Annotated in this window: 11 protein-coding genes; 5 read left to right on the plus strand and 6 right to left on the minus strand. The window is 71.1% G+C overall.

Translation table 11 applies throughout. The features are described 5' to 3' along the window. Positions 1 to 159: 159 nt before the first annotated feature. The gene (locus ACTIGN_RS07605; RefSeq protein WP_439622425.1) at positions 160 to 2238 is read right to left on the minus strand and encodes a hypothetical protein; all 2079 of its coding nucleotides are present in this window, start codon (positions 2236 to 2238) and stop codon (positions 160 to 162) included. 207 nt (positions 2239 to 2445) lie between these two features. Between ACTIGN_RS07605 and ACTIGN_RS07610 the strand changes: the two genes are divergently transcribed. Then, a complete protein-coding gene (locus ACTIGN_RS07610; RefSeq protein ID WP_439622427.1) occupies positions 2446 to 4032 on the plus strand; it encodes a tetratricopeptide repeat protein in 1587 nt (528 codons plus the stop codon). Positions 4033 to 4112: 80 nt separating this feature from the next. Here ACTIGN_RS07610 and ACTIGN_RS07615 read toward each other — a convergent pair whose 3' ends face one another. The 3 genes from ACTIGN_RS07615 to ACTIGN_RS07625 all read right to left on the minus strand — a co-directional run bounded on the left by ACTIGN_RS07615 (position 4113) and on the right by ACTIGN_RS07625 (position 6709). Then, positions 4113 to 5327, minus strand: a complete 1215-nt coding sequence (locus ACTIGN_RS07615) for a sensor histidine kinase (protein ID WP_439622429.1) — start codon at positions 5325 to 5327, stop codon at positions 4113 to 4115. 57 nt (positions 5328 to 5384) lie between these two features. Then, positions 5385 to 5792, minus strand: a complete 408-nt coding sequence (locus ACTIGN_RS07620) for a DUF1398 domain-containing protein (protein WP_439622431.1) — start codon at positions 5790 to 5792, stop codon at positions 5385 to 5387. A 419-nt stretch (positions 5793 to 6211) separates the two neighbouring features. After that, the gene (locus ACTIGN_RS07625) at positions 6212 to 6709 is read right to left on the minus strand and encodes a hypothetical protein (protein WP_439622433.1); all 498 of its coding nucleotides are present in this window, start codon (positions 6707 to 6709) and stop codon (positions 6212 to 6214) included. Between the two features lie 280 nt (positions 6710 to 6989). Here ACTIGN_RS07625 and ACTIGN_RS07630 point away from each other — a divergent pair, with 280 nt between their 5' ends. Then, positions 6990 to 8093, plus strand: coding sequence for a cis-3-hydroxy-L-proline dehydratase (locus ACTIGN_RS07630; protein ID WP_439622435.1), 1104 nt, complete (start codon positions 6990 to 6992; stop codon positions 8091 to 8093). A 28-nt stretch (positions 8094 to 8121) separates the two neighbouring features. Then, on the plus strand, positions 8122 to 11091 hold the full coding sequence (locus tag ACTIGN_RS07635) for a DUF2341 domain-containing protein (protein WP_439622437.1): 2970 nt from the start codon (positions 8122 to 8124) through the stop codon (positions 11089 to 11091). Between the two features lie 10 nt (positions 11092 to 11101). Here the strand turns inward: ACTIGN_RS07635 and ACTIGN_RS07640 are convergent, their stop codons facing one another. After that, positions 11102 to 12589, minus strand: a complete 1488-nt coding sequence (locus tag ACTIGN_RS07640) for a type VI secretion protein IcmF/TssM N-terminal domain-containing protein (RefSeq protein WP_439622439.1) — start codon at positions 12587 to 12589, stop codon at positions 11102 to 11104. Between the two features lie 348 nt (positions 12590 to 12937). Beyond that, positions 12938 to 13591, minus strand: coding sequence for a DotU family type IV/VI secretion system protein (locus ACTIGN_RS07645; RefSeq protein ID WP_439622441.1), 654 nt, complete (start codon positions 13589 to 13591; stop codon positions 12938 to 12940). Between the two features lie 89 nt (positions 13592 to 13680). Between ACTIGN_RS07645 and tssK the strand changes: the two genes are divergently transcribed. Both tssK and tssH read left to right on the plus strand, forming a co-directional pair. Continuing rightward, the gene (gene tssK / locus ACTIGN_RS07650; RefSeq protein WP_439622443.1) at positions 13681 to 15129 is read left to right on the plus strand and encodes a type VI secretion system baseplate subunit TssK; all 1449 of its coding nucleotides are present in this window, start codon (positions 13681 to 13683) and stop codon (positions 15127 to 15129) included. 164 nt (positions 15130 to 15293) lie between these two features. Further along, a complete protein-coding gene (gene tssH, locus ACTIGN_RS07655) occupies positions 15294 to 17939 on the plus strand; it encodes a type VI secretion system ATPase TssH (RefSeq protein WP_439622445.1) in 2646 nt (881 codons plus the stop codon). The last annotated feature ends 131 nt before the right edge of the window (positions 17940 to 18070 follow it).

Genomic DNA, 18070 nt, shown 5'->3' on the forward strand with positions numbered 1-18070 from the left:
GGATCGCCCCGGACCAGGGGTTCCCGCTCGAAGACTCGCTCCACCCCTGGCTACCCTCCGCCGCCCCTCCGGGGCTCCGGCGACAACGGCCTCTTCTGTCCTCGGATTTCTAATCTGCGTCCATGTGCGTAATCTGCGGATCAAGCTCTTCTCGCCTCGTCACTTCTTCGGCGCGTCCTTCTTCGCTTCCGCCTTCTTCGGCTCGGTCACGTCGATCACCAGCGGCGGCGGGGTGACGGCGTAGTCCTTGCCGCCAACTTTCGTCGTGAGCTTCAGCGCGAGCGGCGTCGGGCCGGTCGCGGCGGCGGCGGCGACCGTCAGCGCGAGGTCGGTCTTGGTCGCTCCCTTCGCGATCGGCTTGGCGGCCGCGGGGGTCACGTTCGGCGGCGGGAACACCGGCGCGACCGCGACGTCGCCGTCGGCCCCGGCCCCCCGCTCGATCTCGACCAGCACCTTCCCGCCCTTCCCCTTCTCGATCGCGGCCGGGTCGGCGGTCAGCTTCACGGTGAACGCCGGCTTCTCGGTCACCCCCGCGGCGCAGTTGCTCATCATTTCGAGCGGCGGGTTCGGCATCCCGCCGAGGGTGGCCTTCACCGTGTCCACCAGCGTCCCGGTCCGCACTATCGCCTCGGTGCCGACGGTCGCCTTGCCCTGCACCCGGAACGGGTACGCGCCGGGCTTGGTGCCGTCCTTCACCATGAGCGGGACGAACGCGACGGTCTGCCCCGCGGAGAGCGTGACGGTGCCGCTCAGTGCCGGGTCGCCGACGATGCTCAACTCGACCGGGCCGGCGTAGCCGTTGAGGCGGGTGACGGTCGCGCCGACCGCGGTGCCGCCGCCGGCCGGGGCCTCGCAGCGGTCTAGCGCCAGCACGATGTTGAAGTCCGGCGTCACCGGCGCCACGGTCAGGTGGTAGATCTCGTTCGGCCCGGAGACGAAGTTGAGCTGCTCGCACGCGAGCGTGTACGTGGCGTCGGCCGCCGGGGTGAACTCGACGCGGGCCGCGGGCTGCGTCGGGTTGCTGCGGGCGACCTCCTTGCCCTTGTCGTCGAGGACGCGCACGAGCACCTCACTCGGGGAGTTGATCTCGAACGTCGCGGCGCTCGCGGCGTACTTCACGCCCTTCTTGACCGCGACCGCGAAGTGGTCGGCGTCGCCGCCCTTCTCGAACCGGCCCGACACGCCGCCCGGCACCGGGAGCTTGTTCGCCTTCGCGGGGTCGTCGTTCGGCTCCTGTTCGGCGCTCTCCGGCCAGTCGCTCAGCCGCACCGGCACCGGCCACCCGCTCGCGCCCCCCTTCTTCGGCGACGCGTACACCGCGGCGAGCGTCGGGTCGGCCGGGGCCTTGACGCTCACGGGCGGGACGTCGGCGGTGTTCGGGCCGGCGAACCCGACGCTCGCGGTCTGGCCGCGCTGCACCGCAACGGGGAACGCGGTGGTCGCGCCGGGGAACTCGCCGACGCGCAGGCGGTAGAAGAAGTCGGCCCCGCCGCGGTAGGTCGTGTCGCGGACCTCGACGAGGAACTCGCCGCCGTCCTTGAACGCATGCGTGAGCCGGCAGTCGGACTGCAACCCGGGGGTGTCGTCGGCGTACAGCTCCACGATCTCGCGCTTCGTCTTCGCGTCGTGCAGCACGATGATCGGGTCGAGCGGCGAGCCGATGCGGCGGGCGATCACCTCGAACGCGACGGTCTGCCCGGGGCTCACCTTTACCTTGAAGAAGTCGCTCGCCTCGTTGTCGGTGCGGCCGGTCACGACCGTCGGGACCGCGAGCACCTGCGGGGTGTCCTTCGAGCGGTTCGTGTCGACCTCGGGGACCGCCGCGAGTTCGTCCACCACGAACGGCCGGAAGTTCGAGACGCCCTGCTTGGTGGCGACGCGGATGGTGTGCAGCCCGATCGGGCAGTCGGCCGGCAGCTCGACCTTCACCCGGAGCTTGCCGGCGTCGGTGCCGTTCTTGTTGTCGGTCGGGATCGTCACCTTCCCGGGGCAGCTCAGCAGCACGCCGACCGGGTCATTGAGGTTGGTGCCGGTGAGGGTGAGTTCGACGCTCTCGCCGACCTTCGCGCCCAGGGCGGCCGCCGCGAGGGTCGGCGCTTGCGGGGCCGGGGCGACGACCAGCCCCTTGGGCGGCTGGCCCGAGGCGACGCGGACCCCGCTGGTGAGCGACACGACCGCGGCGAGGCCGCAACTGAACCCGGCGAACGCAACGACCCAGTCGTGACGGCAGCGCGACATGGACACCTCGCGGGAGGGGAGTGGGGGCTTCGCCCCGAAGCACGAAGCTCGAAGCTCGAAAGACGCACACCGATCTCTGGGCCTTGTTCGTGCTTCGATTTTCGTGCTTCGGCTTTTGAGGCAACGCCGGCGTGTGGGGCGGGATGCGTGCGATGATACCCCGAACCGGGCTCTGTGGCGAGGGGCCGCGGCCCGTATAATTGCCGCATGTCGCAGCACCTCCCACCGCCGGACGTCCCCGCCCTCGTGCGCCTCGGTCACGCCTACAGCCGCCGGGGCGAGTACCGCCAGGCCGCCGAGGCGTTCACCGGTGCGATCGACCTCGACCCGGCCGACGCGGACCTGTACTTCTTCCGCGGCAACGCGCTGGCCGTGGCCGGGCGGCACGCCGACGCGGTCGCCGACTTCACCCGGGCCGTCGAGCTGCGGCCCGACTACTCGGCCGCGTACCACAACCGGGCGACGGCCCGGGTGGACGCCGGCGACCTCGAGGGCGCGCTCTCGGACTTCGCCCGCGCCATCGAGCTGAGTCCCGAGGACCCCGACCCCCTCAACGGCCGCGCCGCCGCGTACAGCCGGCTCAAGAACTACGACGCGGCGTACGCGGACTACGGGGCCGCGCTCGCGCTCGCACCGGACACGTTCCGGTCGTACTTCAACCGGGCGAACGCCTACGCCGTGCAGGGCCGCCACGAGGACGCGGTCGCCGACTACACGAGCGCCCTGGGCCTGAACCCGCGGCACGCCCGCGCCTACACCTACCGCGCCCTGTCGCTCGAGTCGCTCGACCGGAACCAGGAGGCGATCGCCGACCTGACGACGGCGCTGCGGCTGAACCCCACGTCGGCCGATGCGTTCTGGTACCGCGGGCGGCAACTCGCCGGGGTCGGCGAGCACGAGCGGGCCGTCGCCGACTTCACCTGGGTGCTGCGGCTCGACCCCGGGCACATCGGCGCGCTGAACCTCCGCGGCGTGGCGCTGGCCGAGCTGAAGCAGCACGAGCGGGCCATCGCCGACTTCACCGCCGCGGTCGCGCTGGACCCGACGGACGCGGCCCCGGTGTTCAACCGCGGGCTGTCGCACATCCGCACCCGGAACCTCGACGCGGCCGTCGCCGACTTCTCGAGGACGATCGAGCTGAGCCCGGACGACCCGGCCGGGTACATCCAGCGCGGCTACGCGTACCACGAACTCCTCGACCCGGAGCGGGCGGTCGCCGACTTCACCGAGGCCATCCGCCTGAGGCCGGAGGCCGGCAAGCCGTACTTCGCACGCGCGCTGGCCCACCGGCGGGCGAAGAACTGGCCCGCGGCGCTGGCCGACATCTCGGTCGCGGTCGAGCGGAACCCGAAGTCGGACGCGGCGCTGAACCTGCGGGCCGCGATCCACTACCGCGCGGGGAACTTCCCCGCGGCACTGGCCGACCACCTGGCGGCGCGCGACATCGACCCGGACGACCCGGCGACGCTGAACCACGTTGCGTGGCTGCGGGCGACGTGCCCGCTCGACGCGGTCCGCGACGGCGCGGCCGCGCTGCGGGACGCGACCCGGGCGTGCGAACTGAGCGAGTACCAGGCCCCGGGCTACCTCGACACGCTCGCCGCGGCGCACGCCGAGACCGGCGACTTCGCCGAGGCGGTGCGGTGGCAGGAGAAGGCCATCGCCCTCGTCGCCGGCGACCTGCGGCCCGAGTACGAGGCGCGGCTGGAGCTGTACAAGGCCGAGAAGCCCTACCGCGACGCGATCGACCCGCCCCCGGATGGGGACGCCGGCGGGGAGCGTGCGGAGCAGTGACGAGAGGGTTCGGGGCCTGCGGACAAGATGACAGTCGCACGCCGTGTGCCGGATGCGCCAGGCCACCGGCGGTCCGTCCGCTAGTCCTTACCCTTTCGCCCGGGGAGGGTGAACCGGAACGTCGAGCCGACGCCGAGTTCGCTCTCGACGGTCACCTCCCCGCCGTGGGCCTCGACGAACGTCTTCACGATGGCGAGCCCGAGGCCCAGGCCGCCCTCCTTGTCGGGGTCCGTCTCGTGCTTGTCGAACACGACCCGGCACCGCTCCGGGGGGATCCCGCCCCCGTTGTCGCGGACCGAGCACTCGACGCCCCCGTCGCCCGTCGCCCGCGCGGCGATGACGATCTCCCCCCGCGGCGTGTAGGTGATCGCGTTGGCGATCAGGTTCTGGAGCACCCGCCGCACCAGGCCGGCGTCGGCGTAGGCGACGAAGTCCTCGGACACGGCGTTGGTCAGCCGCGTGGTACACGTCCCGGCGACGGGGTGGAGGTCGTGAACGAGGCCCTCGACCATCGGCCACAGGTCGAAGTCCCGGCGCTCCAGCTTGACCCCGACCTCGGTTTCCAGGTTCGAGTTCTCCTCGATCACCTTGCCGACCAGCACCTCCAGGTGCTGCACGTTCCGGTTGAGGGCCTTGAGCATCCGTGCGGCCTGCGATTGGTCGAGGGGGTCCCGGGCGAGGAGCAGTTCGAGCACCCGCGCGGACAGTGAAATGGCACTCAGCGGGGTGCGCAGGTCGTGGGCCACGAAGGCCAGGTACTCCTCGCGGCGGTTGCGGACCTCGAGGGCTTTCTGCGTGGCGAACGCCTCCACTGCCGACCCGATCGCGCCGTCGAGGACGCGGTTGAGGACGTGGAACGGCCGCCCCCGCATGCTCAGCCCGTTCCGCTCGGCCAGGTCGTGGATGCACCCGCGGAGGATGTTGTACTCGGCGACGACCTCCTCGATGTCGAACGCGTCCCTGACCCGCTGCAGGCCGTGGGCGGGCGGGCTCGCGTCGAGGAGGGCTTCGGGGATCGTCTCGTTCGACCCGACCCGCAGGGCGGCGGCGAGTTCGGCCAGGAGGTCCGGGATGTGGTCGTTGAGCGTCGGGGCGTCGAGGTCCCGGGCCGCGGGCAGCGCCCGGACCTTCGCCCGCCACCCCGCGAGGAGCGCGTCCCGCTCGTGCTCGATGAGCCGCGCGAGTTCATGAATGGTGTCGATGGCCGTCTCCGATCCACGGCGCGGGCACCCCGCGCCCGCCGCCGCCGAACGGCTCCGCTCGCCTGCCCGCCGGGGGAGCCAGGAGTCACACAACCAATTTATGCCGCGCCGTCCGCTGCGGCACCTCGCTCGCCGCCCGGGCGGCGACCGTCACGACCGCGCGGGGCCCGCTCCCGGGAACCACTCGGTGTGCTGTTCGCCGTCTCGGCCCCAGTAGGTGACCCGCTTGCCGCGGAGGAAGGCGAAGTACCCTTGCACCCCGGCCTCCATCGCCCGGCGACTGAAGTCGCGGAACCTCTGCCCGTTGCGCTGGCTGTCCGCGATCGCGGCCCGCAGGGCGGCCGCGTCGAGCGCGGCGCCGACCGGTGGCATGCCCTCGAAGGTGACCGGGGTCGCCAGCACGCCGCCCCCGGGACCGTAGAAGTTCATCCTCAGGCCGACGTAATCGACGTGGTAGTACTCCACGCCCGCGGCGACGAGTTTGGCGACGATCTCCGGGAACGGGACCGTCCCGGCGAGGGTGTCGCGGGCCGCTTCGACGATCAACTCTGTGTTCATGCCGTCCTCGCCACAAAAGCCGGCTTCGCCGAAATAATCCCTGGGAGCTGTGTGCGTTATAGCGAGGGGTGCTCGCCCCACCGCGCTGGGAGGAAATGGCGCAGCGCGTGCGCTCGCCACCGACACCGTCGCGGGCACACGTTCTGGGTGAGTGACAGGCAATTGCCACTGACGTGATGACCGGCCGACCCCGTAGAGCGGTTGGGAGCTCCCGTGTCGGTGACAGCCCGTTGTCACTCCGAAGAGATGTGATGCCGACGAACGAATCATCCCGGTGCGGCCAGGTGATTCCGGGAGGAACGCGTGTGGTGTGCGAGTGCGAGTGGATCGAGCTTCGACAGGCGTCAGGACGGGCGCTCACCCCGCTCCCCGGAGCTTCGGTTACATTCAAGTTGGTTGGCCATGAGAGCGGTCCGACGCTACGCGACCAACCCTGAACGAACGCCGGATAAATCCAGGACACGTCCGGCCGACTCTGCGAATGACTCGCTCGAGACGCAGAGGTCTCCGAACTGCTCCTGAACCCAAGTCGGTAGGGTGCTGAGACTGAGAGCAAGCGACGCCGGCGGGCGGGCGACCAGACGGTAGCCGGCGGGCAACTCACTGTCGCAGTCGTAGTCGAACGCATACAGCCCTTGCTCGGCCGCCTGCCTCCAAACGTCGGTCCGCTTGTAGCGGATCAGTAACTCAGGTTTGCCCTTAAAGGGCAGGTCGCGGAGGTATTTGGCCAGCGAGTTGTGGGCCTCAAGGCTGCGAAACACGGTTCGGGGAATCGGTCCCGGCCCGGCCGATGTGAACATCCCCACGCAGCCAAACCCATCAACCGCGTACCACACGACATCGGCCCAATCGGGGCGTTCACCCGCCGCCCCAGCAGCCCAGATCGCCTCGTCCCACTTTCGGCTGCCCGCCTTCATCGCTAACCTCTGCTTCGCCGAACTCGGGATTATCGGGATACGTGCTGCGCGTGAGGGTGGACCCGCCGGTCACGCCAACACGCAAAGTATCCCGCGAATGTGTACGGCACAAGGGCCTCCTTCACCCCAGCGACGGCTCGATCGGCTTCTGCGGCGCGAGGAGCCACACCCCGAACCCGCCCCGGTCGCTGGTGAACGCGCCCGGGTGTGCGCGTTTTGACCCCGAGCCTCGACTCCGGGTCAAGACGCCCCCGCCCGCACCGGGTAAACTCCCGGCACCATGAAAATCACCCGCATCTTCGCACACCGCGTCGAGTTGCCCCTCCGCGAGGGGAACTACAAGTGGTCCGGCGGCAAGTCCGTCACCGTGTTCGACAGCACCATCGTCGGCGTCGAGACCGACGCGGGCGTTGTGGGCTACGGGGAGGTGTGCCCGCTCGGGGCGGCGTACCTGCCGGCCTACGCCGAGGGGGTCCGGTCCGGGCTCCGCGAGCTGGCCCCGCACCTGATCGGGCTCGACCCCCGCGGGGTCGCGGCGGTCAACCACCGGATGGACGCGGCCCTCAAGGGGCACCCGTACGCGAAGAGCGGGGTCGACGTCGCGTGCTGGGACATCATCGGGAAGGACTGGGGGGTCCCGGTGTGCGTCGCGCTCGGGGGCCGGTTCGGCGAGCGGGTCCGGCTGTACCGGGCGATCTCCCAGGAGGCCCCGGACGCGATGGCCGCGAAGGTCGCGGGCTACCGGGCCGAGGGGTACACGCGGTTCCAACTGAAGGTCGGCGGCGACCCGGACACCGACATCGAGCGGATCCGCGCGGTCCGGGCCGTGCTCCGCCCGGGGGACCGCCTCGTCGCGGACGCGAACACCGGCTGGACCCAGCACGAGGCCGTGCGGGTCGCCCGGGCCGTGCGCGACCTCGACGTGTACATCGAGCAGCCGTGCCTGACCTACGAGGAGTGCCTGTCGGTCCGCCGCCGCACCGACCACCCGTTCGTGCTCGACGAGAACATCGACGGGCTCGACACGCTCCTGCGGGCCCGGGCCGACCTCGCGATGGACGTGGTGAACCTGAAGATCAGCAAGCTCGGCGGGCTGACGAAGGCGAAGCAGGCCCGCGACCTGTGCGTGAGCATGGGGATCGCGATGACTCTCGAGGACACCTGGGGCGGCGACGTCGCCACGGCCGCGATCGCCCACCTGGCGCACAGCACCCCCGAGGACCTCCGGTTCACCAGCACCGACTTCAACAGCTACGTGACCGTCAGCACGGCGACCGGGGCCCCGCAGCGGGTGGACGGGTTCATGGCGGCGGGCTCCGCGCCCGGCCTCGGGATCACCGTCCGCCCCGAGGTGCTCGGCCGGCCCGTGGTCGACGTGTCCTGAGCCCCGCCCCCAAGAAGGATACTCCCCGATGACGACGCGCATGCTCGCCGTGGCACTTCTGGGCGCCGTCGCGGGGCCGGTCTCCGCCGACTACCCGGGGTGGAAGCACTCCGGCTCCGTCACCGTCCTCACCACGCCCGAGGGGGCCGACCTCCCGGCGGCCGCGGCGCTCGAGGGCTTCCCGCTCCTCGTGCGGTTGAACAAGGACTTCTTCGACTTCAGCCAGGCGAGAGCCAACGGCGAGGACCTCCGGTTCGCGTCGGCCAAGGGCGAGCCGCTGGCGTACCAGATCGAGGAATGGGACGCGGCGAAGGGGACCGCCAGCGTGTGGGTCCGCGTCCCGAAGATTCAGGGGAACGCGCGGCAGGAGATCAAGCTCCACTGGGGCAGGGCCGACGCCGAATCGGAGTCGAGCGGCAAGGCGGTGTTCAACGAAACGAACGGCTACCTCAGCGTCTGGCACATGAACGGGCCGGTGAGCGACGCTGCCGGCACACTCGAATCGAAGGACGTCGGCACGACCCCCGCGGCCGGCATCGTGGGTCAGGCCCGGCACCTCGCGGGCAAGCAGGGGGTGTTCTGCGGCGAGAAGATCACGAACTATCCCACGGGGGCGGAGTCCCACAGCTCCGAGGCGTGGTTCCGGGCCGAGAGGCCGAACGCGACGATCATCGGCTGGGGCAATCAGGCGGGGCAGGGGAAGGTGGTGATGCAGTACCGCAGTCCGCCGCACGTCGGCATGGATTGCTTCTTCTCGGGTGCGAACGTGGCCGGGAAGAGCGTGCTCCCCCGGGCCGAATGGGTTCACGTCATTCACACCTACGAGAAGGGGAACTCGCGACTGTACGTGAACGGCGCGCTCGATGGCGCCTCCGCGACGGCGTCGGGGCCGCTCAACATCAAGTCCCCGGCCCGGCTGTGGATCGGCGGCTGGTACAACAACTACGACTTCGTGGGCGACCTCGACGAGGTGCGCGTCTCGAAGGTCGCGCGCTCGGCCGACTGGGTCCGGTTGCAGTACGAGAACCAGAAGCCGATGCAGACGGCGGTCGGGCCGATTGTGCAGGCCGGCACCGCGTTCTCCGTCTCGGAGACGAAGGTGTCCGTTGAAGAAGGGAAGAGCGTCACGCTCACCGCGAAGGCCGGCGGCGCGCAGAAGCTCTACTGGATCGTGACCCGCGACGGCCGCGAAACCGTTGCGGCGACGGACCGCTTCTCGTTCACGTTCGACGCCGGCCGCGTAGTCGGGGACCAGTCGCTGAGTGTCCAGTTGAAGGCGGTCTACCCGGGCGAAGTGAAGACCGCCGCCGTCGCGGTCACGATCACGGAAGCGATCCCCGAGCCGGTGTTCACGCTCGCGGCCCCGGCCACGTGGGACGGCCGCAAGACCATCGAGGTCGTGCCGCAAGTCACCAATCTGGAAGCAATGCGCGAGAAGGGTGCGGACAAGCTCAACTACAGCTGGAAGGTGACCGACTTCGCCACGATTCAGGAGGCCGTGCCCGGGAAGCTCGTCCTGAAGCGCGCCCAGAACAGTGGGACGCTGACCGTCGCGGTGGCGATCGACAACGGCGGCAAGCCGACGACGCAGTTCGTCACCCTTGTAGTGACCGAACCAACGAAGGACGCATGGGTCGCGCGCACCCCGGCGAAGGACGAGAAGCCCGTCGAGAACCAGTTCTACGCCCGCGACGACAGCAACGAGGGGACGCTTCACTACAACGGCACGCTCGCCGAAGCCGCCGACACGGTGTTCCTCAAGCTCTACGCCGACGACAAGCTGGTCGGCACTACGGACCTGAAGCCCGCGGCCGACAAGTCCTTCGCCCTTTCCGCGAAGCTCAAGCCGGGGCTCGTCAAGTACAAGGTCGAGTTCGGCACCCGCACCGGCGGCCGCGAGAGGGTGCTGGAAACCGTCGGCAACTTCGTCTGCGGCGACGCGTACATCATCAACGGCCAATCGAACGCGGTGGCGACCGACTTCGGCAAGGCCGACCCCGCGTTCCGCAGCGAGTGGGTCCGCACCTTCGGCGGCATGTCCGGCAGCCCGAAACCAGAGGGTGGCTGGGGGAACGCCGTTCACCGCAGCCGCGACGCGGAAAAGCTCCAGGTCGGCTACTGGGGGATGGAACTGGCCCGGCGGCTGGTGGAGGGTCACAAGATCCCGATCTGCCTCATCAACGGCGCGGTCGGCGGAACACGGATCGACCAGCACCAGCGGAACGCGGCCGACCCCGAAGACGGCACGACCATCTACGGCCGGTTGTTGTGGCGCGTGCGCCAGGCGAAGCTGACGCACGGCATCCGCGGCGTGCTCTGGCACCAGGGCGAAAACGATCAAGGGGCCGACGGCCCCACGGGCGGCTATGGCTGGGAGAACTACCGCAACCTCTTCATCGAGCTGGCGGCCGCGTGGAAACAGGACTTCCCGAACGTCAAGCACTACTACGTGTTCCAGATCTGGCCCAAGTCGTGCGCGATGGGGATCAACGGCTCCGACAACCGCCTGCGTGAAGTGCAGCGGACGCTGCCGACGGCGTTCTCGAACATGAGCATCATGTCCACGCTGGGGATCGACCCGCCCGGCGGGTGCCACTTCCCGGCCGCGGGGTACGCCGAGTTCGCCCGGCTCATCTGCCCGCTCGTCGATCGCGACCACTACGGGAAGGTGCCCACCACCAGCATCACGCCGCCGAACCTCAGGCGCGCGTACTTTGCCACCGAGAAGAAGGACGAACTGGTGCTGGAGTTCGACCAGCCCGTGAAGTGGAACGACGCCCTCGTGAGCCAGTTCTACCTCGACGGCGAGAAGGCGAAGGTCGCGTCGGGGTCCGTCCTGGGGAACGACGTGCGGTTGAAGCTCACGGCCGGCTCCACCGGGGGCAAGATCACGTACCTCGATAGCGCCGCGTGGAGCCAGGCGAACCTGCTGCGCGGCGAGAACGGCCTCGCGGCGCTCACGTTCTGCGAGGTGCCGGTCGCGGCCCCGAAGCGGTGACGCGCCACGGTCACCGGCGGCCCAGGAGGACCACGGCCAGGCCGGCGGTGGCCGCGATCATGGCGAGGATCAGGGCGTAGCCGAGGGCGGTCCGCCGGCCGACCGCCGCCTCCTCCCGCAGCCCGGCCGCCGTCCACGCGACCAGGTTCTGCCCCTCCACGAGTTGCGCCAGCACGTCCGTCAGGAACCCCTGCCGGTCCGGCCCCGTTCCCGTCGCGGCGAAGAAGCACCCGCCCGGCAGGACCGCCTCGTTCTGCTCCGGGGCCAGCACCCGCGTGAACAGCCGCACGAGTGCGTCGGTCCGCGCGTGGACCGCCACAGCGAACTGGAACAGCCGGGCGTTCGCGGGCGGCTCGGTCACCGGCGGCATCACCCGGTACACGAGCCGCGGCACCAGCGTCGCCGTCTGCCACCGGACCGACTCGACGACGAGCCCGGCCCGGTCCGCGACCGACAGCCGCGCGGCGTACGGGAGCTTGCGCCCGAGCCGCTGCCTGCGGCGGGCCGCGGGGACGCGGGCGAGGAACTCGGCGAACCCCGGGATCTGCTCGGCGTCGCACACCACACCGATGACCGGGCACCGGACCTGGAGCACCTCGGCCGCGGCCCGCAGGTCCTCGGCTGCGAAGAACCCGGCCTGGTTCGCGAGCGCCGGCGACCGGGTGCACGCCTCGGGGACGAGCACCAGCACCCCGTTCACCGGGCACAGCGGCCGCCGGGTGCCGCGGAGCAGCCGGCACAGGTGGCGGAACCGGGCCGCGAGGAGCGCGCTCCGGGCCGGGTCCTTGGCGAGCGGCGCGGCCGGGGGCGGCGCGGCCTCGGCCTCCTGCGGGGCGTCGGCGGGGGCCGCGAGGGTCGGGAACTGGTCGGCCGTGGCCGGGTCCGCGGCCGGGTCGTCGGGCCGCCCGTCGTCGGCGTCGGCCGTCGCGGCCCACCCGGCGAGCCCGCCGAGCAGCGAGCACTCGTCGGCCGCGACGTACACGGCGTCCTTGGTGGCGAACAGCCGGACCGGCGGGTCGCCGGGCGCGGCGTACTCGGTCGCCTTCACCCGGGCCGCCTCGAACACCGCCGCGCCGCCGGTGCGGGGCCGCCCGATGATCAGGAACACCGGGAGCCGCGCGAGCGACACCCCGGCCCGCTCGGCCGCGCCGACGGCCGCGTCCCACGCCGCGTCGAGGTCCGGGAACGGGGACGGGCGGGCGACCGGGCGCAGGAGCCGCCACAGCCACAGTGCGGCCCAGGCGTTCGCGTACAGGATCAGCGCGAGCAGCGGGAGCCACACCCGGGCGAGCCAGCCCGTCGGGGCCTCCACGTACCGGACGATGTCGAACCGCCCGTTCGCCCACCCGAGGCCCGCCAGCACCGCGGCGAGCACGAGGACGTGGAGCCCCCAGAAGACGAGCGGCCGCGACCCGCGGGCGGTCTCGCCGGCCACGGGGAGCAGGAGCCCGAAGAACCCGGTGACCTTTGACCAGAGCCAGCGGGCGAGGGTGAGCATGGGTGCGGGGCCTGCCGGGGTCGGGGCTTCGCCCCAAATCCGAAACTCAAAGCACGAAGCTCGAAACGAGCACACGGGACTCCGCCGCGAACCCGGTAGCATTCGCCCGCCCGGGTTCGGTGGCACAGGCCTCTAACCTGTGGAAGCTCACACAGGCCAGAGGCCTGTGCCACCAGAACAATCGGGATTCCGGTAGGAGTTTGGCAGTGGCTCGGATCTGCTTGTTTTTGGTGGGGCAGACATTCGTGTCTGCCGCCAGTCGCCTCACGAGGCAGACACGAATGTCTGCCCCACCAAGCCCACCGCGTAACTCCTCTCCGGTTCGTGCTGCAAAAGTTGAAGGCCGGGCTATCGCCCGCCGAGGCCGGACACGAGGACGAACGCCGCGACCGGGATCAGCACCAGCGCCACTGCGGCCGCGACCCCGAGCATCCGCTCGAACCGGGCCTCGGCCCGCCGCGGCGGCGCGTCGAACTCGGGGTCCGGCTCCAGGTCGAACGGGGACTCGGGGACCGGCAGCTCGCGGAGCGACTCGCGGGTCACGTCGGCCCACTCGCGGAGCTTGGCCGGGTCGTCGGCGAGGGTGCCGCGGAACCCGAGCTGCGCGCACAGGAAGAACACCTCCAGCGCGTCCGCGTCCCCGGCCCCGGACGCGAGCCTCGCCTGCTCCCAGAACCGCCACGCGCGGTCGTTCGAGCCGTACAGCTCGACCTCCAGCTTCCGCTCGTTCCACCGGTCCCGCCACGCCGGCACCTGGGTGAACAGCTCGTCGGCCCAGCACGTCAGGGCGTACCGGACCCCGAGGAACCCGGCCGCCGGGGCCGCGGCCCGCCCGGCCGGCCGCGGCCCGATCGTCGCCGCCGCGGCGGGGGCCGACAGGAGCTCCTTGAGCCGCGAGTGCTCCCGCTCGAACTCCAGCGCGCGGCCGGCCGCGAGTTGCTCCCGGACCCGGAGGGCGCTGGCGAACACCGGGTACGCGAACAGCGCCGTGTCGTCACGCATCGGGCGGGTCCGGGGTTCTTGCTTCTGGTGCGGAGGCGATTATATCAGAAGGGGTCACGCCGGCCCGACCCCCCCCGGGGTAAGTAGCGATGTCCACCCGTGCGGTCCACTGGCACGAAGGGCTGTTCCTTCGGCCCCACCACCTCCAGGCGGCCGGCCGCCACACCGACCACCAGGCCCGCCAGCTCGCCGACACGCTGGCCCCGTACGCCTGGGGGTGCCGCGTCCTCGACATCGACCCGGAGGCGCTCGCGAACTCGCGGTTCCAGGTCCGCCGGCTCCGCGCCCGGCTCCCCGACGGCACCACCCTCGACGCCCCCGAGGACGCGGCCCTCGCGCCGATCGACCTGCGGCCGGGCCTGGAGCGCGGCCCGCGGGTCACCGTGTACCTCGCCGTCCCGGTGCTCCAGCTCGGCCGCGCGAACGCCGCGGAGGCCGACCCGGGCTCGGCCCTCGCCCGGTACCGGCTCGACGCGCAGGAGCTGGAGGACGAGAACGCCGCCGACGACCGCGAGGCCGTCGTGGTCCGCCGGCTCAACGCGCAGCTCCTCACCTCGGGCCAGGACTTCGCGGGCTACTCGGTGCTGCCGCTCGCGAAGATCGTGCGGTCCAGCCGGGCCGACGGCCGCCCCGAGTTCGAGCCCGGGTACATCCCGCCGGTCCTCGGGTGCGACACGTGGCCGGCGCTGGCCCGCGACATCCTCCAGGCGACCTACGACCGGGTCGGCACCAAGATCGACGTCCTCGCCGGGCAGGTGCTCGACCGCGGGCTCGCGTTCGAGGGCGGGAACCAGGCCGACGTGCTGATCGGCGCGCAGTTGCGGGCGCTCAACGAGCTGTACGCGCTGCTCGCCGGGCTCGCGTTCACGTCCGGCCTGCACCCGGTGACCGCGTACCTCGAACTGTGCCGCGGCGTGGGCCAGCTCGCGCTGTTCGGCCCGTCCCGCCGGCCGCCCCCGCTCCCGCGGTACGACCACGACGACATCGGCGGGTCGCTGTACTTCCTGAAGCGGGCGATCGACGCGCTGCTCGACGTGTTCGTCGAGCCCGACTACAAGAGCCGGCCGTTCGTCGGGGCCGGGCTCCGCATGGAGGTGGCCCTCGAGGCGGCGTGGGTCGAGTCGACGTGGCAGATCTACATCGCGGTGCAGAGCACGCTCTCGGGCGACGAGCTGATCCGCGTGCTGACCCAGCCGGGCGTGCTCGACATGAAAGTCGGCAGCTCGGAGCGGGTGGACGCCGTGTTCCGCGACGGCCGCGAGGGGCTCCGGTTCACGCCGGTCCGGGCGGTCCCACGGTCGCTCCCGCACCCGAGCGGGGTCACGTACTTCCAGCTCGCCACCGACGCGACCGCCGCCGAGTGGGCCGCCGTGCAGAAGTCGCTGTCGCTCGCCGTGCGGCTGAACGAGAACCTGATCGCCGGGAGCATCCACGGCCAGCGCGACCTGACGGTCCAGGTCGCCGGGCAGACCCCGACCCTCCGGTTCACGCTCTACGTCGTGCCGCGGAAGAGCCTCGCCCCCGGCGAACTGGTGTGACCCAAAACCGAGGTGAACCACAGAGGCACGGAGACACAGAGAAAGCCAACCGCCGGGACAGTGCCGGGTTCTGAGCGACAGCATCTCTGTCTTTCGTCTGCTCTGCGTCTCTGTGCCTCTGTGGTTAGTCCTCTTCTTTAATCGAGTCCCACAGAGACCCGCCCATGGCCACGGTCAACCCCCGCTCGCTGTTCGAGAAGCTCAACGGCACCAGCAAGCGCGCCCTTGAGGGGGCCGCCGGGCTGTGCCTGTCCCGCACGCACTTCCACGTCGAACTCGAGCACTGGCTGCTGAAGCTCCTCGACGGGACGGGCAACGACCTCGTCGCGGTCTTCAAGCAGTACGACGTTGACGCCGCCAAGGTCCGGCAGCAACTGGAGGCGGCCGCGGGGCGTTTCAAGACCGGCAACGGCCGCGCCCCGGACCTGTCGCCCGACGTCCTCGACGCGGTCCGCGAGGCGTGGGTGCTCGCGTCGCTCGAGTACGGCGCGACCCGCGTCCGCACCGCACACGTCCTCGCGGCGCTGCTCACCGACCGCTCGCTCTCGGCCCGCACGACCACGGCCGTCCCCGAACTCGCGAAGATCGGCGGCGAGCGGCTCCAGCGCGAACTCAAGGACCTGCTCCCGCGGTTCGCCTCGGAGGAGAACGAGCAGGAAGCGGCCGCCCCCGCCGCCGCCGGGCCGGACGGTCACCCCGCGCCCACCGGTTCCTCGAAGACGCCGTCGCTCGACCAGTTCACCGTGAACATGACGGCCAACGCCAGGGCCGGGCAGATCGACCCGGTCGTCGGCCGCGACGCGGAGATCCGGCAGGTCATCGACATCCTCACCCGCCGGCGGCAGAACAACCCGATCCTCACCGGCGAGGCCGGGGTCGGCAAGACCGCGGTGGTCGAGGGGCTCGCGCTGCGGATCGCCGCAGGGGACGTGCCGCCGCCGCTGAAGAACGTCGACCTGCGGTCGCTCGACCTCGGGCTGCTCCAGGCCGGGGCCGGGGTGAAGGGCGAGTTCGAGAACCGGCTCAAGGCGGTCATCCAGGAGGTGAAGTCGTCGCCGACGCCGGTGATCCTGTTCATCGACGAGGCCCACACGATGATCGGGGCCGGCGGCGCGGCCGGGCAGAACGACGCGGCCAACCTGCTGAAGCCGCCGCTGGCCCGCGGCGAACTCCGCACCATCGCGGCGACCACGTTCGCCGAGTACAAGAAGTTCTTCGAGACCGACGCGGCCCTGAAGCGGCGGTTCCAGCTCGTCCGCGTCGAGGAGCCGGGCGAGGCGAACGCCGTGCGGATGCTCCGCGGCCTGCTCCCGGTGCTGGAGAAGCACCACAAGGTCCGGGTGATGGACGACGCGGTCACCGAGACGGTCCGCCTCTCGGTGCGGTACATGCCGGACCGCCAGTTGCCCGACAAGGCGGTGAGCCTGCTCGACACCGTGTGCGGTCGCGTGTCGCTGAGCCAGCTCGCGACGCCGCCGGCCCTCGAGGACTCGCGGCGCGAGATCGAGTACCTCGCAAACGAGATCGCGTTCCTCGAGCGCGAGGGCCGCGTGTCCGGCGGGAACCCGGAGCGGCTCGCGGACCTGAAGGCCCGCAGGACCGCGGCCGAGGCCCGCACCGCCGAGCTGGAAAAGCAACTCGCGGCCGAGCAGAAGGTGGTGACGCAGCTCCACGCCGTTCGCGACAAGATCGAGGCCGTTGCGGACCCCGCCGCGGTCGACCCCGCGGCCGCCGCCGAACTCGCCTCGCTGACCGCGGACCTCGCGAAGATCCAGGGCGAGTCGCCGCTCGTGTACCCGGTCGTCGCCGGGCAGGCGGTCGCCGAGGTGGTCGCCCGGCTCACCGGCGTGCCGATCGGGAAGATGGTCCGCAACGAGATCGAGACGCTCCGCAACCTGCCGGCGCACATGCGGGACCGGGTCGTGGGCCAGGACCACGCGATGGAGGCGATCGCCGAGCGGATCCGCACCGCCCGCACCGACCTCTCCGACCCGCGGCGGCCGGTCGGCGTGTTCCTCCTCGTCGGCCCGTCGGGGGTCGGCAAGACCGAGACCGCGATGGCCCTCGCGGACCTGCTCTACGGCGGCGACCGCAACATGGTCGTCGTCAACATGAGCGAGTACAAGGAGGCGCACAAGGTGTCGCGGCTCACCGGCTCGGCGAAGGGGTACGTCGGGTACGGCGAGGGCGGGGTGCTCACGAACGCGGTGAAGAACCGGCCGTACTCGGTCGTGCTGCTCGACGAGGTCGAGAAGGCCGACGAGTCGGTGCAGGAGATCTTCTACCAGGTGTTCGACAAGGGGGTGCTCCAGAACGACACCGGCGAGGACGTGAACTTCAAGAACACGATCATCCTGCTCACGTCGAACGCCGGCACCGACACCATCATGAAGGCGTGCGCCGACCCCGAGACGACCCCCGACGCGAAGGGGCTCGCCGAGGTGCTCCGGCCGGACCTGCTGAAGTGGTTCAAGCCGGCGCTGCTCGGCCGCATGGTGGTGGTGCCGTACTTCCCGCTCCGCGAGGACGTGCTGAAGCGGATCATCGAGCTGCAACTGAAGAAGATCGGCGACCGGCTCCGGTTCAACCACAAGGCGGCGTTCGCCTACGACCCGGTGGTCGTCGACACGATCGCGGCCCGCTGCACCGAGGTCGAGAGCGGGGCGCGGAACGTGGACCACATCATCACCGGCACCGTCCTCCCGGCGATCGCCGACGAGATCCTGGCCCGCATGGCCGACGGCAAGTCGATCGCGTCCGTCAAGGTCGGCGTCGCGGCCGGCGGCACGTTCACGTTCGCCATCGAGTAACGCTTGGGGTGGCACAGGCATCCGGCCTGTGTGGGCACCAGTCCCGACGCTGCACGGTTGAAGTCATCGGTCGTTGGCGGGCCGCCACGGAGGGCGGCCCCTACAAACCAAAGGCAAACTGTCTGGTAGGG

Source organism: Gemmata sp., from assembly GCF_051859125.1.
Lineage (GTDB): Bacteria > Planctomycetota > Planctomycetia > Gemmatales > Gemmataceae > Gemmata.